This window comes from Streptomonospora arabica, from assembly GCF_039531585.1.
GTDB classification, from domain to species: Bacteria; Actinomycetota; Actinomycetes; order Streptosporangiales; family Streptosporangiaceae; genus Streptomonospora; species Streptomonospora halophila.
In genome coordinates this window covers 28,608-49,637 of record NZ_BAAAQI010000027.1, presented here as the reverse complement: position 1 = coordinate 49,637, position 21,030 = coordinate 28,608, and the positions used below count along the sequence as shown (strand labels likewise).

The window sequence follows — 21,030 nt, the reverse complement described above, 5'->3', positions numbered from 1 at the left end:
CACCCCGCCGTGGGCCTCACCGGCGTAGGAGACCACGTCCAGCGTGGACATGACCAGCCCGGCACCGTTGCCGATGATGCCGACCTGCCCGTCCAGCTTGACGTAGTTCAACCCCTTCTCCTTGGCCCGGGCCTCCAGCGAGTCGGCCGCGCCGTCGTCGTGGAAGGGGAAGCGCTCGGGGTGGCGGTCCAGGGCGTTGTCGTCGAGGGTGACCTTGCCGTCCAGCGCGAGGATGCGGTTGTCGGCGGTGCGCACCAGCGGGTTGACCTCGACGAGCGTGGCGTCCTCCTCGCGGGCCACCTCCCACAGCCGCTGGAGCACGACCGCGGTGGGCGGGTGGACCTCCTGGGGCAGGCCGGCCTTCTCGCAGATGGCCAGGGCGGTCTCGCGGTCCAGACCGGTCAGGGCGTCGACGGGGGTGCGCACGACGGCCTCGGGGCGCTTCTCGGCGACCTCCTCGATCTCGACGCCGCCCTCGGCGGAGCAGATCGACAGGAAGCTGCGGTTGGCCCGGTCCAGCAGGAAGGAGACGTAGTACTCCTCGGCGATGTCGCTGGCCTCCTCGATCAGGACCCGGTGCACGGTGTGCCCCTTGATGTCCATCCCGAGGATCTGTTCGGCCTTGGCCCGGGCGTCCGCGGGGTCGTCGGCCACCTTCACGCCGCCGGCCTTGCCGCGGCCGCCCGTCTTGACCTGGGCCTTGACGACGACTCTGCCGCCCAGTCGGGCGGCGCTGAGCTCGGCCTGCTCGGGCGAGGTGGCCAGCTGGCGCTCGGCCAGGGGCACGTCGTGGTCGCCGAACAGCTGTTTGGCTTCGTACTCGTAGAGGTCCACCGAGCCTCCTCGGCATAGCTGTGTCTTCTGGGACCCTCCCTACCTGTCTTACGCGAGATCGTATGCAGTATGCAATACCGCCATAAGAGACGGCGCGCTCCGTTTCGCCGATCACCCGGCGGCCGACCCGCAACAGGAGCCGACCCGACTCCGCTGTGAATCCGCGAAAGATCTTCGCGCCCTCTTCTCAGAATCGCATCAGCGACGCATACTGTATACGATCCACGGTCGATGTGAGGTGCGCCATGAAACACCCGCCCCCCGCCCCAGCCCCGCCGGGCCACCTGGCGTCGCCCTATGTCCCCGCTCCCCGCGCCGGCGAGATGCACGACTGGAGCGGGCGCCGCTACGTCGTCGGCCGGCCGGCCCGCGAGCTGGCCGGCACCGGGCGCGCGGTACAGGCGGCGCGAGCGGTCGCGGCGGTGGCCGCCATCGGCACCCTGCAGTTCGGCTACGGCGCCGCCCTGCCCCTGCTGGTGGCCGCGCACGGCTGGAGCCCGGCGGCCGCGCTGCTGCCGTTCGCCGTGTGGGCCCTGGTCCAGGGCGGCAGCGCGTGGCCGATCGCACGCCTGCGCGAGCGCGGCCTGCTGCCGCCCGCGCGCGCCATCGTGATCGGCGCCCTGCTGTGCGCCGCCGCCCTGGCGACGCTCGGCCTCGACGGCGGCCTGGGCTGGACGCTGGCGGGCTACGGGCTGGCCGGCGGACTGGGCGCCGGGCTCGTCTACCACTCCAGCGTGCACACGGTCGCGGCCTGGTACCCCGAGCGCCCGGCGGCACCGGCCGCATGGGCCGGTGCCGGCTTCGCCCTGGGCGCCGTCCCGCTGGCCGCGGGCCTGGCCCTGGCCGATCCCGCCCACCTGGCCGCCGCGCCGTGGCTGGGGGCCGCCACGGCCGTCGTCGTGGCCGCGGCGGGCGCCGGACTGCGCACGCCGCCGCCGCACTGGTGGCCGCCCGAGACCGATCCGCGCGACTGGGCGCTGCGCCGCCGCGACGAGCCCGTCGCCTGCTACGACCACTCCCCCGCCCAGGCCTGGCGCAGCGGTGCCCTGCCCGGCCTGCACGCGGTGGTGGCGCTGGCCGGCGCCGCCGCCCTCCTGGACGTGGCGGTGCTGCCGATGCTGCTGGTCGAGCGCGGGCTGCCGCCGGCCGCCGTCGCCGCGGCCCTGGCGGTGCTGGTGGCCTCCAGCGGGCTGGGCCGCGCCGCGGCCGGGCGCTGCGGCGAGCGCCTGGGCCGGCGGCGCGTCCTCGTAGCGGCGCTGGCCGCGGGCGGAGCGGCCCAGTTCGGGCTGGTCGCCGCCGCGCTGGCGGGCTCGCCCGCGGTACTGGTGCTGATGGCCGTCCCCGCGGGCGTCGGCGGGGGCTGCTGCTATCCCCTGACGCGCACCCTGGCCCACGACTTCTTCGGCAGCCGCGACAGCGCCGACATCCCCGGGCTCGTCTACAGCGCCAAGGCGCTGGGCGGGCTGCTGGGCGTGGGCGGCGCCGCGGCGCTCGTCGCACTGGCCCCGCATTCGGGGCCCGCCCTGTGCCTGGCGGCCGCCGGCCTGGCAGGCCTGGCCGCGGCCGCGGTCGCGGCCCGGCTGCGGCGCCCGGTACCCATTCGCACGCTTCCGCTCTAGACACCGAACGGGGGGTCGTGTAGCAATGGAAAACATACGGTATGCAGTATCCAATAAAGGAGATGTGTGCTCAGATGACTGACGACAAGGGTGGGGACACCACGATCTCCGGCGGCCACCTGGTCGCCAAGGCCCTCAAGGCCGAGGGGGTCGATGTGATCTTCACACTCTGCGGCGGCCATATCATCGACATCTACGACGGGTGCGCCGACGAGGGCATCGACGTCATCGATGTCCGCCACGAGCAGGTGGCCGCCCACGCCGCCGACGGCTACGCGCGGGTCACCGGCAAACCCGGATGCGCCGTGGTCACCGCCGGCCCCGGTACCACCGACGCGGTCACCGGCATCGCCAACGCCTACCGCGCCGAGAGCCCCCTACTGGTGATCGGCGGCCAGGGCGCCCTCAGCCAGCACAAGATGGGCTCGCTGCAGGACCTTCCGCACGTCGACATGATCGGCCCCATCTCCAAGTTCGCCGCGACCGTGCCGCACACCGAGCGTGTCGCCGACCTGGTCTCCATGGCCTTCCGCGAGTCGCTGAACGGCGCGCCCGGCCCGTCCTTCCTGGAGATCCCCCGCGACATCCTGGACGCCTCGGTCCCGGTGGAGTCGGCCCGCGTACCCCAGGCCGGCCACTACCGCGCCTCCACCCGCCAGGGCGGCGACCCCGCTGCGATCGAGCGACTCGCCGAGCTGCTGGTGCGCTCCGAGCGCCCCAGCATCCTGCTCGGCAACCAGGTGTGGACCACCAGGGCCACCGAGTCGGCCGCCGAGCTGGTGCGCACGCTCAACGTCCCCGCGTTCATGAACGGCGGCGGCCGCGGCACCCTGCCCCCCGCCGACCCCCACCACTTCCAGCTCTCCCGGCGCCACGCCTTCTCCAACTCCGACCTGATCATCATCGTCGGCACCCCCTTCGACTTCCGCATGGGCTACGGCAAGCGGCTGTCGACCGACGCCACGGTGGTGCAGATCGACCTGTCCTACGCCACGGTCGGCAAGAACCGCGACATCGACCTGGGCATCGTCGGCGACGCCGACGTCGTCCTCTCCTCGGTGCTGCAGGCGACCTCGGCCTACGGCGACAACGGGGCGCAGGGCCGCAAGACCTGGATGGAGGAGCTGCGCCAGGCCGAGAACAAGGCGCTGGAGAAGAGGGCGCCGCTGCTGACCTCCGACGCCTCGCCGATCCACCCCTACCGCCTGGTCAGCGAGATCAACGACTTCCTGACCGAGGACTCCATCTACATCGGCGACGGCGGCGACGTCGTCACCTTCTCCGGCCAGGTCGTCCAGCCCAAGGCGCCGGGCCACTGGCTGGACCCGGGGCCGCTGGGAACCCTGGGCGTCGGCATCCCCTTCGTGATGGCCACCAAGTACGCCCGCCCCGACAAGGAGGTCGTCGCGCTCTTCGGCGACGGCGCCTTCAGCCTCACGGGCTGGGACTTCGAGACGCTCGTGCGCTTCGACATGCCCTTCATCGGGATCATCGGCAACAACTCCTCGATGAACCAGATCCGCTACGGCCAGATCGCCAAGTACGGCGCCGACCGCGGCGAGATCGGCAACACCCTCGGCGACGTGCGCTACTCGGAGTTCGCCAAGATGCTGGGCGGCTACGGCGAGGAGGTCCGCGAGCCCGGCGAGATCGGGCCGGCGCTGCGGCGCGCCCGCGAGTCCGGGAAGCCCTCGCTCATCAACGTCTGGATCGACCCCGAGGTCTACGCGCCGGGGACGATGAACCAGACCATGTACAAGTAGGCGCTGGAGGATCCACATGAGCAAGGCACTTGACGGGGTCCGCGTCCTGGACATGACCCACGTGCAGTCGGGCCCCTCGGCCACCCAGATCCTCGGCTGGCTGGGCGCCGACGTGGTCAAGCTGGAGGCCCCCTCGGGTGACGTCACCCGGCGCCAGCTGCGCGACCTCCCCGACGTCGACAGCCTCTACTTCACGATGCTCAACGGCAGCAAGCGCAGCATCACGCTCAACACCAAGAGCGACGAGGGCAAGCGACTCTTCCTCGACCTGGTCAAGCGCAGCGACGTGCTGGTGGAGAACTTCGCACCGGGCGCGCTGGACCGGATGGGCTTCACCTGGGAGGTGCTGCGCGAAGCCAACCCGCGGCTGATCTACGCCTCCATCAAGGGGTTCGGCCCGGGCGCCTACGCCGACTTCAAAGCCTACGAGGTCATCGCCCAGGCCATGGGCGGGTCGATGAGCACGACGGGCTTCGAGGACGGTCCCCCCACGGCGACGGGCGCACAGATCGGCGACTCGGGCACCGGAATGCATACAGTCGCCGGTATCCTCGCCGCGCTGTACCAGCGCACGAGCACCGGCGAGGGGCAGCGCGTCGAGGTCGCCATGCAGGACTCGGTGCTCAACCTGTGCCGGGTCAAGCTGCGCGACCAGCAGCGCCTGACCCACGGGCCGCTCAACGAGTACCCCAACTCCGACTTCGGCGACGAGGTCCCGCGCTCGGGCAACGCCTCGGGAGGGGGGCAGCCCGGCTGGGCCGTGCGCACCGCCCCCGGCGGCCCCAACGACTACGTCTACGTGATCATCCAGCCGACCGGCTGGGAGCACATCACCCGCATCATCGGCAGGCCCGAGCTGGCCACCGACCCCGAGTGGGCCACGCCCGAGGCGCGGCTGGACAAGCTCGACAAGTGCTTCGGGCTGATCGAGGAGTGGTCGTCCAACCTGCCCAAGTGGGACGTGCTCGCGGCACTCAACGAGCACAACATCCCCTGCGGGCCGATCCTGTCGACCCGGGAGATCATCGACGACCCCACGCTCAACGCGAACGGGATCGTCGCCACGGTCGAGCATCCCCACCGCGGCACCTACAAGACGGTGGGCCTGCCCATGCGGCTGTCGGCCTCTCCCGCCGACATCGGCCGCTCCCCCCTGCTCGGCGAGCACAACACCCAGGTCTACCAGGACGAGCTGGGACTGACCCACGAGGACCTCGAAGCCCTCAAATCGAACGGAGTGATCTGAGAAGATGGCAACGGAAACCGGCTACGACCGCGATGCCGTCCGCGCCGTGCTCGACCGGGCCCGCTCCGAGAGCCGCGCCGCGCTGACCGCGCCCGAGGGCAAGGCGCTGGCCGAGGCCTACGGCATCCCCATCCCCGGCGAAGCGCTGGCCACCAGCGCCGACGAGGCCGTATCGCTGGCGGTGGAGCTCGGCCTGCCCGTGGTCGCCAAGATCGTCTCGCCCGACATCCTGCACAAGACCGACGCCGGCGGCGTCGAGGTCGGGCTCTCCTCGGCCGAGGAGGTCAAGGCCGCCTACCAGCGCATCGTCGACAACGCCCGGGCCTACAACCCCGGGGCCGACATCCAGGGCGTGCAGGTGCAGCAGATGGTGGGCGGGGGCCAAGAGGTCCTCATCGGCGCCACCACCGATCCCACGTTCGGCAAGGTCGTGGTGTTCGGCCTCGGCGGGATCCTGGTGGAGGTGCTCAAGGACGTCGCCTTCCGCCTGGCCCCCGTCTCGGCCGAGGAGGCCCGCGCGCAGATCGGCGACATCAAGGCCGCCGAGGTCCTCAAGGGCGTGCGCGGCGGCGAGGCGGTGGACACCGACCGCCTGGCCGACGTCATCACCCGCCTGTCGGACCTGGTCACCGACTTCCCCGAGATCTCCGAGGCCGACCTGAACCCGGTCTTCGCCTCGGCCTCGGGCAGCGTGGCCGCCGACCTGCGCTTCGTGCTCGACTTCGAGCCGCCCGAGCCGCCGGCGCGGTTCACCCGCGAGGAGATCCTCGCCTCGATGAACCGCATCTTCAAGCCGCGCTCCATCGCGATCATCGGCGCGTCCAACGAGCAGGGCAAGATCGGCAACTCGGTCATCCGCAACGTCGTCGACGGCGGATACGCCGGGCAGGTCTATCCCATCAACCCCAAGGCCGACGAGGTCTACGGCCGCGCCGCCTACCCCACCATGGCCGACGCCCCCGACGGCATCGACGTGGCGGTCTTCGCGATCCCCGCGAAGTTCGTCGCCGCGGCGCTGGAGGAGGCCGGCCGCAAGGGGGTCGCCGGCGCGATCCTCATCCCCTCCGGCTTCGCCGAGACCGGTGAGCAGGAGCTGCAGGACGAGGTCCTCGCGGTCGCCCGCCGGCACGGGGTGCGGCTGCTGGGCCCCAACATCTACGGCTACTACTACACGCCCGAGCACCTCTCGGCGACGTTCTGCACGCCCTACGACGTCGCCGGCGGTACCGCGCTGACCTCCCAGTCCGGCGGGATCGGCATGGCGATCCTGGGCTACAGCCGCAGCACCAGCACCGGCGTCTCGGCGATCGTGGGCGTGGGCAACAAGGCCGACATCGACGAGGACGACCTGCTGACGTTCTTCGGCCAGGACGACAACACCAACGCCATCGCGATGCACCTGGAGGACCTCAAGGACGGCCGCGCGTTCGTGCAGGCCGCCCGCGAGGTGGTCCCCAAGAAGCCGGTGGTGGTGCTCAAGGCGGGCCGGACCTCGGCGGGTGCGCGGGCCGCCGGCTCGCACACCGGGGCGCTCGCGGGCGACGACAAGGTCTACGACGACATCCTGCGCCAGGCCGGCGTCGTACGCGCCCCCGGGCTCAACGAGCTGCTGGAGTACGGCCGCGCGCTGCCGGTGCTGCCGACGCCCGGCGGCGAGAACGTCGTCATCATCACCGGCGCCGGCGGTTCAGGGGTGCTGCTCTCCGACGCGGTGGTCGACAACGGCCTGTCGCTGATGGAGATCCCGCCCGACCTCGACGAGTCGTTCCGGGCCTTCATCCCGCCGTTCGGCGCGGCGGGCAACCCGGTCGACATCACCGGCGGGGAGCCGCCGTCCACCTATGAGAAGACCATCCGCCTGGGCCTGGAGGACCCGCGGGTGCACGCGCTGATCCTGGGCTACTGGCACACCATCGTCACTCCTCCGATGGTCTTCGCCGAACTGGTGGCCGACGTGGTGGGCCAGGCCCGCGCCGCGGGGATCGACAAGCCCGTGGTGGCCTCGCTCTCGGGCGACACCGAGGTCGAGGCCGCCAGCGCCCACCTGTTCGCACACGGTGTGGTGGCCTACCCCTACACCACCGAAAAGCCCGTTCAAGTGCTCGGCGCGAAGTATCGCTGGGCGCGCGCGGCCGGGCTACTCTGATCACTTGATCTTCGATTTGTAACCCGCATCACACCCGGTGGCCGCTGAGCCGCCACGAAGCGGCCACCGGGTACCCCGCAGCGGCGGCCTCCGCCAGGCCCGCCGCCGCAGGAGCCGCTGATCACCCCGCCGGCCACGACAAGGAGGTCCGAAGAAGCAGGGGGCTACCGAGGGGGCAACCAGCCCGCATCCGCGATCCAGCGAGGGAGAGCTCCACGCATGGACTCCTCAGACATCAACTCAGACCGGCCGCTGGGCCGTGATGACCTCACCGGCACCGACACGCCCGAATCACAGGTGCCCGCGCAACGAGGCCCCGCTCCGTCCGAAGCAGGCGGCTCCGACAACGGCGCCGGCGGCGCCGGCGACCCGGCCGCCGCCGAGGCCAACGAGCCCCCGCAGGAAGAGCGCTACTGGAAAGCGGGTCGGCTGGAGCCGATGCCGATCCGCACCCTGCCCAAAGCTCCGCCCTCCATCCACCTGCTCGGTCCGACGGTCTTCCTCGTCGCCCTGGGCGTGGGCATGGGCGAGTCCTACATGTGGCCGCGGCTGGTCCTGATCTTCGGACCCGAGATCCGCTGGCTGTTCCTCATCGGCGTCAGCCTGCAGGCCGTGGTCATGCTGGAGATGTCGCGCTATGCGATGGCCACCGGCGAGAGCATCTTCTTCGGCGCCGCCCGGGTGTTCAAACCGCTGATGTGGTTCTTCTTCGTCACAGCGATGCTCGTCTACATATGGCCGGGCCACCTCTCAGCGGGTGCATCGGCCTTCGAACGGGTGAGCGGGATCCCCTGGCAGGCCACGGCGGTCGCCGGCATGCTGCTGGTGGGCGTCGTGTTCACCTTGGCCAAGGTGATCTACAACCTGCTGGAGAACGTGCTCTCCATCCTCATCGGCGTACTCGTCGTGGGCACCTCGGTCGTCGCCGCCCTGGTGGGCAACCTCGCCGACCTCTCCAGCACCATCACCGGCATGTTCGCCTTCGGCTACATGCCCGAGGAGGCGATGAGCCCGGCCTGGTTCCCGGTCATCGTCGGCTCGATCGCGTTCGCCGGCCCGTCGGGCATGCAGCAGATGTGGTACACCCTGCACCTGCGGGACAAGGGCGCCGGCATGGGCACCCACATCCCCCGCATCCGCGGCCTGCGCCACGCCGACGAGCAGGAGACCATGCCCACCCGCGGGTTCATGTTCGACACCAGCAACTCCGACGAGATGGCCAAGTGGAAGGGCTGGCGCCGGTGGGTCACCTTCGACGCGTTCGTGCTCTTCTGGGGCATCACGATGCTGGTGACGATCTCCTTCACCGTGCTGGCCCAGGCCTCGGCGCGCTTCGACCCCAACGTGGCCAACGTCATCCGCGGCGGCGACCGCGACGCGGCCCTGGACGCCATGGCGGCCTCCTTCACCGCCGCCGGAAGCCCGATCTTCGGCACCGTCTTCTTCCTGTTCATCTCACTGATCGGCCTCAACGCCACCCTCGGCCTGTTCGACTCGTTCTCCCGCGGTCAGGCCGACATGACCTACTACTTCATCCCCGGTGCCAAGCGGTTCAGCATGTCCAAGCTCTACGCGTTCTTCCTGTGGGGCGTCATCGGCTTCGGCATCGCCATCCTGCTGTTCGGGCCCGCCGACGGCCCCGCCGGCATCCTGGACACCCTGGCGTTCCTGTCCACCTTCGCCATGGGCGCCTACTGTGTGACGCTGCTGCTGGTCAACAACCTGATGCTGCCCAAACCGGTGCGTCCCGGAATCCTGTCCAACCTGATCATCGCGTTCGCCGCGGTGTTCTACCTCGGCATGCTGTTCTACTCGCTGTTCGCCTTCGGGGTGGTGGTGAGCTGATGAGCGCCCACGTCACCGCCGTGCGGCACATGCCGGTAGCGCTCCAGTACGCCGAGGTGGCCGTTCCCGGAGCGGGCGTCGGGCTGGTCGCCGGCGTCTTCGCCGCCGGTGTGGCGTCGATGGCCGGGCTTCCCGCCCTGCAGATCGCGACCATCGCCGCCGGACTGGGTGTGCCGCTGGCCCTGCTGGGCGCGGGATACTGCGTCCTGCTCGCCATGGGAAAGTTCGGCGTCGGCGCGCTCGGGCCGGCGGCCTTCTACTGGCTGATCGGCTTCCCGCTCGCGCGTCTGGTCGACCAGTACGCGGTCGCCGCCGTGCTCGGCCACGACCAGGCCCTGCGCGAGCCGCTGCTGTCGTTCCTGGCCTTCCAGGCGATGCTCAGCATGGGATTCGCCATCGGGTTCCTGTGGCTGCACGAACGGATCGCACCGCACATGCTGGTCCGCATCAAGGACCACAACCCGGTCGCCGCGGGCCTCGTCGAGCGCTACGTCTCGCAGGCCACCCAGCTGGAGGAGCGGCGCCGTACCGCGAAGGAGGAGCGGGCCGAGAAGCGGTCCCGCCGACGCGGCTCCTCCTGAGATGTAGTAGACCGGTCCCGGGCGTATCCGTCGCCCGGGACCGGCCCGCCCGCGCCACCGAATCTTCTGGAGTACTGGCTTGGATATCGCACCTTGGGTTTGGGGAGCGACGATCGCCGTCCTGCTCGGCGTGATCGCGCTCGACTTCGTCATCATCACCCGCAGACCCCACGAACCGTCGATGCGCGAAGCGGCCATCTGGGTCTCCATCTACGTGTCGCTGGCGATCGTCTTCGGCATCGGTCTCTCCTTCTTCACCGAGGGGCAGGCGGTGGACTTCTTCACCGGCTGGATCGTCGAGTACTCGATGAGCATGGACAACCTGTTCGTGTTCATCCTCATCCTCGGTTCCTTCGGCGTACCGCGCGAGCACCGCCAGCGGGTCCTGCTGGTGGGCATCGCCCTCGCACTGCTCTTCCGCGGCCTGTTCATCGCCGCCGGCGCCGCCGCCGTCAACGCCTTCGCCGGCGTCTTCTTCCTGTTCGGCGCGTTCCTGCTCTACACCGCCTGGAAGCTGGTCTCCAGCGGCGGCGAGGACGAGGAGTACGAGGAGAACGCCGCGCTGCGCATGGTGCGGCGGGTGCTGCCCACCTCCGACACCTACGACGGCCACAAGCTGATCACGCGCGTCGACGGCAAGCGCCTGGTCACCCCCATGCTGATGGTGATGATCGCCGTCGGCATGACCGACATCCTCTTCGCGCTGGACTCGATCCCCGCCATCTTCGGGATCACCCAGGAGCCCTATCTGGTCTTCACCGCGAACGCCTTCGCGCTGATGGGCCTGCGCCAGCTGTACTTCCTCATCGGCGGGCTGCTCGACAAGCTGGTCTACCTCAGCTACGGCCTCGCGGTGATCCTCGGCTTCATCGGGGTCAAGCTGATCCTGCACGCGATCCACGAGACCACCGACCTGCACGTCCCCGAGATCCCCACGGTGCTGTCGCTGGTGGTGATCGTGGTGACGCTGGCGCTGACCACGGTGCTCAGCCTGCTGAAGTCGCGCCGCGACGCCCGCGCCGGGGCGGGCGCGGCGGAGAAGGCGGGGACCGCGGGCGGCGCCGGGCAGCACACGTCCTCCACGGGTTCCAGCGACGACGACGATGACCTGGACGAGCGGGTGTCGCTCTGAGGTCTAAGGGGCACTCCCCCTGCTCTGGGCCGGTACCCATCGTGCGAAACCGGAAAAGGCCCCCGCGGGCGGCGCGAGCCGCTGCGGGGGCCTTTTCCGGGCCGGACTCGGCGGGCGCGGCCCGCCGCCGCGGCTAGTCGGCGCGGCCGCGGTTGAAGGCGTTGAACGCGAGGTCGCGGCAGACACGGGAGAAGTCCAGCTCCGCGGCCTCGACCGCCAGCGGGAAGGTGGAGGTCTCGGTCAGCCCGGGGGCGACGTTGACCTCCAGGAACCGCACGCGCCCCGCGCCGTCGACGATGAGGTCGGTGCGGGAGTAGTCGCGCAGGCCGAGCACCCGGTGGGCGGTCAGCGCGGCCTCGGCCGCCGCGCGGGAGGTCTCCTCGGGCAGCCGGGCGGGGCTGAAGAACTCGGTGCGGCCGGGGGTGTAGCGGGCGGCGTAGTCGTAGACCCCGCCGTCGGGCACGATCTCCACCGGCGGCAGGTCGAAGGGGCCCTCGCCCAGGTCGAGTACGCCCACCGCGATCTCGGTACCCTCGATGCGCTCCTCGATCACCGCGCGGTCGCCGTAGGCGAAGCAGCTGACCATCGCGGCCGACAGCGACTCGACGGAGTCGACGGGTGTCGCGCCGAAGGCGGAACCGCCCTGGTCCGGCTTGACGAACAGGGGCAGGCCCAGGCGGGCCACCACGCGCTCCAGCAGCGCCGGCGCGCCCAGGTCGTGGAAGGCCGACTTGGGCAGGGTCACCCCGCGCGGAACCGGGACGCCGTGCTGGGCCACCAGCGCCTTCGCGGTCGGCTTGGCGAAGGCGATCCGGCACGACGAGGGCGGCGCGCCCACGTAGGGCACGCCGCTGAGCTGAAGGACCTCGGCGGTGGCGCCGTCCTCGCCCGAGGCGCCGTGCAGCACCGGGAAGACCGCCTGTGGCGGGTCGGTGCGCAGCCGGTCGAGCAGGGCGGCGTCGATGTCGGCGGTCTGCACCTCCACGCCCAGGCGGCGCAGGGACTCGGCGACGCGCCGGCCCGAGCGCACGCTGACCTCGTGCTCGGGAGACATGCCGCCCGCGAGTACGAGCACCCGGTCGAGATCGGCCACGGTCCTGCCTTCCTGCTGTGCTGCTGCGGGTGTCACCGGATCCGTCCCCGCATCGTCAGGGGAGGTCGGGGAACGGGGAGCCGTCGCCCGCGGCGGCGGGCGGCGACATGCCGCCGAACGTATCACGCAGCTCGGTCTCGCCCTCGATCACGCCGACCAGCCGCCGCACGCCCTCGCGGATCTGCTCGCACGTGGGGTAGCAGAAGGACAGCCGCATGCTGCGGCGGCCCTCGTCGGAGGCGTAGAAGCCGGTCCCGGGCACGTAGGCGACGCGCTCGTTGACGGCGCGCGGCATCATCGCCTTGGCGTCCAGCCCCTCGGGCAGGGTCAGCCACACGAAGAACCCGCCGTCGGGGCGGGTCCACTCGGTCCCGGCGGGCATCAGGGTGTCCAGCGCGCCGAGCATGGCGTCGCGGCGCTGCCGGTACATCTCGTTGAAGTTCTTGATCTGCTCGCGCCAGGCGTGGGTGGTGAGGTAGCGGCGCACCACCATCTGGTTGAACGTGGAGTGGCTGAGCATCGCCGACTCCGCGGCCAGCACGAGCTTGGCGCGCACGGCCGAGGGCGCCAGCGCCCAGCCGATGCGGAAGCCCGGCGAGAGCGTCTTGGAGAACGAGCCGAGGTAGATGACGTTGTCGGGCGCCTTCGACCGCAGCGGTGCCACCGGCTCGCCGTCGTAGCGCAGCAGGCCGTAGGGGTTGTCCTCCAGGACCAGCAGGCCGTGGCGCCGGCAGATCTCCAGGACCCGGTCGCGGCGCTCGGCCGAGAGGGTGACGCCGGCGGGGTTGTGGAAGTTGGGGATCGTGTAGAAGAACTTGACCCGCCGGCCCTCGGCCGCCATGCGGGTCAGCGCCTCCTCCAGCGCCTCGGGGACGACGCCGTCGCCGTCCATTTCGACGTGGCGCACGTCGGCCTGGAACGCCGCGAAGGTGTTGATGGCGGTGACGTAGGTGGGGGCCTCGCACAGCACCACGTCGCCGGGGTCGACGAAGACGCGCGTGACCAGGTCCAGCGCCTGCTGGGAGCCGACGGTGACGATGACGTCGTCGGCCGCGGCGTCGATCTCCTCCTCGGCCATGACCTCGCAGATGTGCTCGCGCAGCACCGGGTCGCCCTGGGCGGAGCCGTACTGCAGCGCGGTGGCGCCCTGCTCGGCGACGACCTCGTGCACGATGCGGCCGATGTCGTCCAGCGGCAGCGCGCTGACGTTGGGCATTCCGCCCGCCAGCGAGACGACCTCGGGGCGCGAGGCCACGGCGAACAGCGCGCGGACCTCCGATGCCACCATGCCCTTGGTCCGAGCCGCGTAGCTGCCGACATAGGGGTCGATGCGCGAGCCCTGGACCGAGGGCTGCCGGTGGGGTTCTCGGGGATCCTGCACGATCCACCTCCGCTGCGGGGACGATGGTGCCTGTGGCCTGTGGGACGCCCGGACGGCGCCGCCGGTTCGCACGGGGCCGGGCCGGAGGCGCAGCCACCCGCCGCGGCGTCCGAGGACGGCCGGTCCCGGCCCAGTCTATGCAGGCCCGCCGCCGCGGGCCGCGGGCACCTCCCGCGGCCGCGGGCAGCGGCCCCCGGGCCGCTGCTGAGAGGGTTCCCGCTCGGACCGGGTCCTCCGACCGCGTTTTGCCGAGTCCAGACGCGATCCTTAGCCGGTGCTTCCTCGGGGGCGGGGGGCGGTCCGCGCATGCGGCGGCGGCCCCGACAGGCTCCCCCACCCGTCGCGGGCCGCCGCCTCTGGAAGGTCCGCCCTGCGTGATCGAACCCGGTACCCCCCTCAAGGCACGGGCACGGGCGGACTCGGTCGCCGAAGCCTTCGGGGCGCCCGGCCCGTCGGGTCTTCGCAGAGTCTCGCGGCCTTCCGGCCGCCGCACTACGAACTCAACTGCATCACCCCGCCCACGAGCAAAGGTTGCAACAGGTTGCAGAGCAACTACTGGGAGTCACATTCGACTGCGGAGTGCGCCTACCTGCGGCGGGAGCCCGGCGGCGCCCGGCCGGCCGCCCCGAATCAGCCGTGCGCGGCGCGGGCGACCTCCTCCCGGGCGCGCCGGATGCCCGGCGCGCTGGAGGCGGGGAGCAGGTCGGCCGCGTAGTCGGGCGTGCGCACCTCCACCCGCAGGCCCTCGCTGAACCGGTAGGGGCGGCTCTCGACGACACCGCCCAGGTGGCGGCGCAGCCGCGACATCTCGGCCCGCACGGTCACCAGCCGCTCGGGGTCGCCGAACAGGTCGGCGGCCAGCCGGGCGGCGCTGCAGCCCTCGCGGTGGCGGGAGAGCAGAAACAGCAGCTCGCAGTGGCGCAGGGTCAGCCGGTGCGTCCAGCCGCCGCTGGGCCCGCGCACGGTCACCTCCGGCGCCGCGGCGCCGGCGAGGTCCAGCACCACCTCCGTGGGGGCGGGTGCCTCGCCGCCGCCCGGCCGGATCAGCCATCCGCCGGGCAGCGGTTCGACCTGGCACCGGCCAAGGCCCGACAGCCACGCGCCGCCGTCCTGCAGCCCGCGCGGCAGCAGGACGCGGCGCGGCGGGTCCATGCCGGCGGCGGTGGCCGTCCAGCCGTCGCTGTCGACGACCAGGACGTTCTCCCGTATCCCCGAGAGCAGGGGGGCGGCGACGGCGCGCAAGCGCTCCAGGTGCGCGTGGTGGCGGCCGCGCAGCTGCGACTCGGCGTGCTGGGCGACGGCGCTGACCAGCGCCAGGGTGGTGGGGTGCACGGTACGCGCGGGCCCGCTCAGGATCACGGCCCCCAGCGCGCGCCCGTTGCGCGGGTCGTGCACCGGTGCGCTGGAGCAGGTGACCTGGTGCAGGCCGCGGGTGTAGTGCTCGGCGGAGTAGACCTGCAGCGGCCGGTCGACGGCCAGCGAGGTGCCCAGGGCGTTGGTGCCGACCGCCTCCTCGCTCCACTGCGAGCCCTCGACCACGCCGGTGGAGTCGGCGATGCGCCGCATCCGCACCGGGCCGTCGCGCCAGAGCACGCGGCACCTCTCGTCGGCGACCACCATGATGTAGGAGGCCTCCTCGGCGACGCCCATGAGCGACTGGCGCAGCATGGGCAGCAGGTCGGCCAGCGGCGAGGCGGAGCGGTGGCGCTGCAGCTCCTCGCGGGGCAGTACCGGGGCGGGCCTGGCCGCGTCGGGGTCGACGCGGCTGCGGCGCACGCGCTCCCAGGAGTCGGCGATCACGGGGCGCAGCGACGCGGGAGGCCGGCCGCCGGACAGCACCGCCTGGTGCACCCGGCGCAGCAGCCGGGCGTACTCACCCGGGTCGACGCCCGCGGGAACCGAGGTGTCCAAGTACGGCTGCGTCATCGCACCCCCCGCTGAGCCGGCTGCTCCACGATGCTCCCCCATCCTTCTCGGCACAGGTGGGCGCGGCAACCGGAACGGTTCCCAACAACGTCTTCGGGGCACTGAGCGGCCGCCGCGTCTCCGAATGCGCGCTCGCCCGCCGCCCGCCGCCAGCAATTCGTCGAAAGCACGCGGGCGGCGCCGCCGCTTGCCCGATCTTGGCGACATCTTGGCCCCCGCGCCCCGTGGCGGTTCGGGCCGGCCCGGGCGCCGTGCGCGAGGGTGGGGCGCGGAGTCGGAACAAGACCGGGCGGGGGCCGCCGCGGGCGCCGCCCGGGTGCGCCCCCGGCCCCGGCGCGAGGGGCGCAGAGGGAGGCACACGATGGAGCGTTGGACCGCCCGGGCCGCGGGAGCGCTGCTGGTGCTCGCGGGCGCGGCAGCGCTGCAGGGCTGCACGCAGCCGGAGTCCGAGGACGCGCAGACGATGCGCACGGCCACCGCCGAGCTGTCCGCGGTGCTGCTGCGCCCCGAGGCCGAGGAGGCATTCGAGCGCGAGGGCCACCCGGTGCGGGGCGGCCTCGAATGCCGCAGCCGCACGCGGGAGGACGAGCCGCTCACCGTGGTGTGCACCGGGCGCAGCGCCGAGGACGGCAAGCTGCGCTTCCGCGGACGCATCGACCCGGGCGCGGTCGCCTCCCAGCCCGACCTCGCCGAAGGCCTGCCCGGCACCTACACCGGCACCGCCGACGGCGACGAGGTCTTCCGGATGAACTGCTTCAACTGCGAACCCGGCGAGCTGGAGGAGGACTCCTCCCCCGCGGCCTCGCCCAGCTGACCCGGGCCGGCCGCGCGTAGAACCCGGGCGCCGTCGAGCGCGAGCAGGGCGGCGGGGGCGCAGGCGGCGTGCGCCGCCGCGGGCGCGGTGATCGTCCGCACGGCCGCCGGCCGGGGCGCCCTCCACGGTCGGCGCCCACCAGGCGGCAGCCGGCCGGGCCGCGCAGGGGGCGCCCACGACGGCGCGGCCGGCCTCGTCGAGCCGCAGCAGCCGGGCGAACGCGGCAGGGCCCGCGAAGCGCGGGACGCGGCCGGGCTCCGCGGGGCCGACCCGGGTGTTCGCCGCGGGAGTGCCCCCTCTGTTCGCCGGTGGGCGGCTGCGGCCTCAGGCGCGCGTGGGCCGCTCCGGTGGCTCGTCGCGGTCCTCGCTGTCCGGGTCGTAGGCGGCCGGGTCCGTGGGCGAGGGCTCGCGCTCGGCGGCGATCTCCTCGTCGGGCGAGGGAAGGGCGCCCTGGTCGGCGCGGCGGTCGGCCAGCGGCCGGTCATCGCCGCCGTTTCCGCCCCCGTTCCCGGCTTCGCCGCGGCCGCGTGCGGCCCCCGCGTCCTGGTCGGCGCCGGCGCGCCGGTCGTGTTCGGGCATCGTCGCCCCTCCTGCCTCTATCTCCCCTGCCCCGGTCGTCCCGGGTGCGGCCGCGCCGCACCCGGGCGGCTCAGCGGCGCGGCGAGGTGAACTCCTGCAGCTTGGTGCGCAGGCCCTTGGTCATCAGGCCGAACCTGTCGGGATCGCCCGAGGCCAGCGCCTTGGCGGTGTCGGTGAGCTGGTCCATCTCCACGTAGGGCGGGATCGGCGGGATGTCGGGGTCGCAGTGCACGTCGAGCACCACCGGGACCTCGGCGGAGAGCGCCCGGTCCCAGGCCCCCGCGACGGCGTCGGGGGTGTCGACCGTCTCGCCCTTCAGGCCGATGGACTCGGCGAAGGCCGCGAAGGACACCGAGGGCAGGTCCTGGCTGTAGGGCGTCTTCGGCGAGCCGCCCATCGCCCGCAGCTCCCAGGTGACCTGGTTGAGGTCGTTGTTGTGCAGCACGCACACGATCAGCCGCGGATCGCTCCACTCCTGCGCGTAGCGGCGTACGGTGATCAGCTCGGCCATCCCGTTCATCTGCATGGCGCCGTCGCCGACCACGGCGATCGCCGGCCGGTCGGGGTGGGCGAACTTCGCGCCGATGGCGTAGGGCACCCCGCAGCCCATGGTGGCCAGCGTCCCCGACAGCGACCCGCGCATGCCCTTCTTGAACCGAAGGTGGCGCGCGTACCAGTTGGCCGCCGAGCCCGAGTCGGAGCTGACCATCACGTCGTCGGGCAGCCGCGGCGACAGCTCGTTGAAGATCAGCATCGGGTTCACCGGGTCGGCGGGCACGTGGGCCTGCTGGTCCATCGAGTCCCACCACTCGCGCACGCTCTTCTCGATGCCTTCGCGCCAGCGCTCGGGCCCCCGGTCCCCCTTGCGGGTGCGCACCTTGGACAGCAGCCGGCGCAGCGTCTCGCCGGCGTCGCCGACCAGGTTGACCTCGGTCGGGTAGCGCATCCCGATCATGTGCGGGTCGATGTCGATCTGGACCGCCCGCTTGCCGAACGGCGGATAATGCTGGGCGTAGGGCACGTTGGAGCCGACGATGACGAAGGTGTCGCAGTCGCGCAGCATCTCCCACGTCGGACGGGTGCCCAGCAGCCCGATCGAGCCGGTCACGAAGGTGTGCTCGTCGTCGAGCACGTCCTTGCCCAGCAGCGCCTTGGCCACGCCGCCGCGGGTGGCCTCGGCGAGCTCGACGACCTCGTCGGCCGCGCCGCGCGCGCCCTGGCCGATGAGGATCGCGGTCTTCTCGCCCTCGTTGATGACGTCGGCCGCCCGCTGCACCTCGTCCTCGGGCGGAACCGCCTGCGGCCGGCTCAGCCCCGGCTTGCTGGAGGGCACGTGCTTGAACTCGTGCTGGGGCGGGCTGTAGTCGGTCTCCTGCAGGTCGGCCGGAACGATGATCGCGGTAGGGCACCGCTCGGAGAGAGCCGTGCGGATCGCGCGGTCGATCAGGTTGGGGAACTGCTCGGGGACCATCGCGGTCTGCACGTAGGCGCCCGCCACGTCCTTGTAGAGCGTGTGCATGTCCAGCTCCTGCTGGATGCTGCCGCCCATGCCGGTGCGATGGACCTGGCCCACGATCGCGAGCACGGGGACGTGGTCCAGCTTGGCGTCGTAGAGGCCGTTGAGCAGGTGGATGCCGCCCGGCCCGCTGGTGGCCGTGCAGACGCCGAGGTTTCCGCTGAACTTGGCGTAGCCGACGGCTTCGAAGGCCGACATCTCCTCGTGGCGGCTCTGCACGAAGTGCGGGCCCTCGGCCTGGCCCAGCTCGGAGATGAGGCCGTTGATCCCGTCGCCCGGGTAGCCGAAGATGTGCTCGACCCCCCAGGCCCGCAGGCGCTGCAGTATGTGGTTGGCAACCGTCTGACTCACGTCGGTCTCCCCTTGGTCGCGGCGCGTCGTGCCTTGCCTCTTGCCTCGGGCGCGCCGCTGCCCTCGCGTCCGCGGGGCAAACGTGACCGGGCCCGGTCCGACGGGCACGCGGCGGTCGACGGGGCCCGCAGGGGCCCGGCGTGTTGGCCGAGAGCGGGCACCGGCTCCGCGGCCGGGCGCGCTCGCCGACGGGGCGACCGCGCGACCGCGGTCAGGAGGGCGGGAGGTCGCCGGTGTTGTAGCGCTCCACGCCGACCAGGGCCAGGTCGGTCACCCGGTCGACGAGGCTGTCGGGGCTTTCGTCGGGGTGCTCCAGCAGCCAGTCGCTGAGCGAGTCGGCGGCGCCGATGGCGATGCGGGCGAGGATCTCGGCGTCGCGCTCGGAGACGATGCGCTCGCCGCCGGGCATGCGCGTGCCGGCGACCACCATGGCGGTGATCTCCGCGATGACCCGGTTGCGGGCGGCGCGGACCTCCTTGGCGAAGGGCTCGCCCTGGGTGCGGGCGTGCTGGTAGAGCACCGTCCAGCTGTCGCGGTTGTCCGCGACGAAGCGGAAGAAGACCCGCAGCCCCGACCACAGCCCCAGCTCCGGGGGCTCGTCGGGATGCACGGCGGCGCGCACGGTCTCGACCACCCGGTCGGCCTCGCGGTGGATGCAGGCCGTGAACAGCCGCTCCTTGGAGCCCAGGTAGATGTAGACCATGGGCTTGGAGATGCCCGCCGCACCGGCGATCTCCTCGACACTGGCCGTGTGGTAGCCGACCTGGGAGAAGACCCGCACCGCGGCGTCGATCATCTGCCGCTCGCGCACCTCGCGCGGCAGCCGCTGCTGCTGTTTGCCCGCCACGCCCCGACTCTATCGCCGCCGCGGCGGCCGGCGCGGCGGCTCCGGCGAATGCGCAGGGTCGTGATCGCGGGCGGTCCCGGGCCCGTTTTCTGCACGCGGCGCTGACCGGCGGAGCGGCTCGCCCCCTGGAAAACCGACCAGTCGGTCTTGTACAGTCGCCGTACTTCCGAGTAACCGGGATCACACGAGGGGCCGTTCATGAGCACCACCGTCAACGCCGCCGTCGTCTCCGGGACCGGGGCTCCGCCGCGGATCGAGCGCGTCACCCTCGACGAGCCCGGGCCGGGGCAGGTGCGGGTGCGGCTGGCGGCGGCGGGGGTGTGCCACTCCGACCTCTCACTCGCCGACGGCGTGCTGCCGCAGACGCTGCCGGCCGTGCTGGGCCACGAGGGCGCCGGCACCGTCGAGGCGGTCGGGCCCGGGGTGCGGGGCGTGCGGGTCGGAACACCGGTGGTGCTGAACTGGACCCCGCCGTGCCGCGCGTGCTGGTTCTGCGAGAACGGCGAGCCCTATCTGTGCGAGCACGGCCTCGACGCCGCGCAGCGGCGCTACGGCGTCCTCTCCGATGGCGGAGCGGTCTACCCGGGTTTGGGCACCGCGGCCTTCGCCGAGGCGACGGTGGTCCCGGCCAACGGCGTGGTGCCCATGCCGGAGGGGGTCGACGCCGCGACCGCCGCCCTGCTGGGCTGCGCCGTCCTCACCGGCTGGGGCGCCGTCACCAACACCGCGGGCCTGGCCCCCGGCCAGTCGGCGGCCGTCATCGGCCTGGGCGGCGTCGGGCTGGCGGCGCTGCAGGCGGCGGCGCTGGCGGGAGCCGACCCCGTCATCGCCGTGGACGCCTCGCCCGCCAAGCGCGACCTGGCGACCGCCCTGGGCGCCACCCACTTCCTGGAGGCGGGCGAGGGCCTGGCCGGCGAGGTGCGCGCGCTGACCGGCGGGCGCGGAGCCGACCACGCCTTCGAGGTCGTGGGCTCCAGCGCCACCATCCGCGCCGCCTGGGACATCAGCCGGCGCGGCGGATCGGTCACCGTGGTGGGCGCCGGCGCGCTGCAGGACACCGTGGGATTCAGCGCGCTGGAGATCTTCCACCAGGCCCGCACGCTGCGCGGCTGCTTCTACGGCTCCTGCGACCCCGACCGCGACGTGCCCCGCGTGGCCGAGCACGTCCGCCGGGGCGGCCTGGACCTGGCGACCATGATCACCGACGAGGTCGGCCTCGACGGGCTGCCCGACGCGTTCCAGCGGATGCGCGCGGGCAAGGGAGGGCGCACGCTGATCCGCTTCGACTGACGGCGGCGGCGCGGCGTCCGCCCGGCCGCACGGGCCGCACCGCCTCCGGGCCCGCCATTGGCCCCGA

General features: G+C 72.5%; 16 protein-coding genes. 9 read left to right on the top strand and 7 right to left on the bottom strand.

The window, feature by feature from the left end:
* Positions 1 to 780: ATP-grasp domain-containing protein (locus ABD284_RS24880; protein WP_425573293.1), on the bottom strand; the 780-nt coding region annotated here is incomplete at its 3' end.
* A 299-nt stretch (positions 781 to 1,079) separates the two neighbouring features.
* On the opposite strand from ABD284_RS24880, the gene ABD284_RS24875 reads away from it, so the two are divergent.
* The 7 genes from ABD284_RS24875 (at position 1,080) to ABD284_RS24845 (ending at position 11,166) form a co-directional block, all read left to right on the top strand.
* Positions 1,080 to 2,453, top strand: coding sequence for an MFS transporter (locus ABD284_RS24875; RefSeq protein ID WP_344148587.1), 1,374 nt, complete (start codon positions 1,080 to 1,082; stop codon positions 2,451 to 2,453).
* A 74-nt stretch (positions 2,454 to 2,527) separates the two neighbouring features.
* The gene (locus ABD284_RS24870; protein ID WP_344148584.1) at positions 2,528 to 4,216 is read left to right on the top strand and encodes a thiamine pyrophosphate-binding protein; all 1,689 of its coding nucleotides are present in this window, start codon (positions 2,528 to 2,530) and stop codon (positions 4,214 to 4,216) included.
* 16 nt (positions 4,217 to 4,232) lie between these two features.
* A complete protein-coding gene (gene frc / locus ABD284_RS24865) occupies positions 4,233 to 5,462 on the top strand; it encodes a formyl-CoA transferase (RefSeq protein ID WP_344148581.1) in 1,230 nt (409 codons plus the stop codon).
* 4 nt (positions 5,463 to 5,466) lie between these two features.
* Complete coding sequence (locus tag ABD284_RS24860; protein ID WP_344148578.1) at positions 5,467 to 7,608, top strand: acetate--CoA ligase family protein; 2,142 nt, start codon at positions 5,467 to 5,469, stop codon at positions 7,606 to 7,608.
* A gap of 219 nt (positions 7,609 to 7,827) precedes the next feature.
* Positions 7,828 to 9,453: an Nramp family divalent metal transporter gene (locus ABD284_RS24855; protein WP_344148575.1), complete on the top strand. Its 1,626-nt coding sequence runs from the start codon at positions 7,828 to 7,830 to the stop codon at positions 9,451 to 9,453.
* On the top strand, positions 9,453 to 10,034 hold the full coding sequence (locus ABD284_RS24850) for a hypothetical protein (RefSeq protein WP_344148572.1): 582 nt from the start codon (positions 9,453 to 9,455) through the stop codon (positions 10,032 to 10,034). Before ABD284_RS24855 ends, ABD284_RS24850 begins: the two co-directional genes overlap by 1 nt.
* Before the next feature lie 79 nt (positions 10,035 to 10,113).
* Positions 10,114 to 11,166 (top strand): TerC family protein, encoded by a 1,053-nt coding sequence (locus ABD284_RS24845; RefSeq protein WP_344148568.1) that lies wholly within the window; start codon positions 10,114 to 10,116, stop codon positions 11,164 to 11,166.
* A gap of 133 nt (positions 11,167 to 11,299) precedes the next feature.
* On the opposite strand, the gene ABD284_RS24840 is transcribed toward ABD284_RS24845, so the two are convergent.
* The 3 genes from ABD284_RS24840 to ABD284_RS24830 all read right to left on the bottom strand — a co-directional run bounded on the left by ABD284_RS24840 (position 11,300) and on the right by ABD284_RS24830 (position 15,566).
* Positions 11,300 to 12,259, bottom strand: a complete 960-nt coding sequence (locus ABD284_RS24840; RefSeq protein ID WP_344148565.1) for a D-alanine--D-alanine ligase family protein — start codon at positions 12,257 to 12,259, stop codon at positions 11,300 to 11,302.
* A 55-nt stretch (positions 12,260 to 12,314) separates the two neighbouring features.
* Positions 12,315 to 13,547 (bottom strand): aminotransferase-like domain-containing protein, encoded by a 1,233-nt coding sequence (locus ABD284_RS24835; RefSeq protein WP_344148608.1) that lies wholly within the window; start codon positions 13,545 to 13,547, stop codon positions 12,315 to 12,317.
* A 723-nt stretch (positions 13,548 to 14,270) separates the two neighbouring features.
* Positions 14,271 to 15,566, bottom strand: coding sequence for a GAF domain-containing protein (locus ABD284_RS24830; RefSeq protein WP_344148562.1), 1,296 nt, complete (start codon positions 15,564 to 15,566; stop codon positions 14,271 to 14,273).
* A 361-nt stretch (positions 15,567 to 15,927) separates the two neighbouring features.
* Between ABD284_RS24830 and ABD284_RS24825 the strand changes: the two genes are divergently transcribed.
* Positions 15,928 to 16,380: a hypothetical protein gene (locus ABD284_RS24825; protein WP_344148559.1), complete on the top strand. Its 453-nt coding sequence runs from the start codon at positions 15,928 to 15,930 to the stop codon at positions 16,378 to 16,380.
* A gap of 324 nt (positions 16,381 to 16,704) precedes the next feature.
* Here ABD284_RS24825 and ABD284_RS24815 read toward each other — a convergent pair whose 3' ends face one another.
* From ABD284_RS24815 to ABD284_RS24805, 3 genes are all read right to left on the bottom strand, one after another.
* A complete protein-coding gene (locus ABD284_RS24815; RefSeq protein ID WP_344148556.1) occupies positions 16,705 to 16,959 on the bottom strand; it encodes a hypothetical protein in 255 nt (84 codons plus the stop codon).
* Positions 16,960 to 17,029: 70 nt separating this feature from the next.
* Positions 17,030 to 18,826, bottom strand: a complete 1,797-nt coding sequence (locus ABD284_RS24810; protein ID WP_344148553.1) for a thiamine pyrophosphate-requiring protein — start codon at positions 18,824 to 18,826, stop codon at positions 17,030 to 17,032.
* Between the two features lie 211 nt (positions 18,827 to 19,037).
* On the bottom strand, positions 19,038 to 19,622 hold the full coding sequence (locus ABD284_RS24805) for a TetR/AcrR family transcriptional regulator (RefSeq protein WP_344148605.1): 585 nt from the start codon (positions 19,620 to 19,622) through the stop codon (positions 19,038 to 19,040).
* Between the two features lie 249 nt (positions 19,623 to 19,871).
* Between ABD284_RS24805 and ABD284_RS24800 the strand changes: the two genes are divergently transcribed.
* Positions 19,872 to 20,963, top strand: a complete 1,092-nt coding sequence (locus tag ABD284_RS24800) for a zinc-binding dehydrogenase (RefSeq protein ID WP_344148550.1) — start codon at positions 19,872 to 19,874, stop codon at positions 20,961 to 20,963.
* Positions 20,964 to 21,030: the final 67 nt, after the last annotated feature.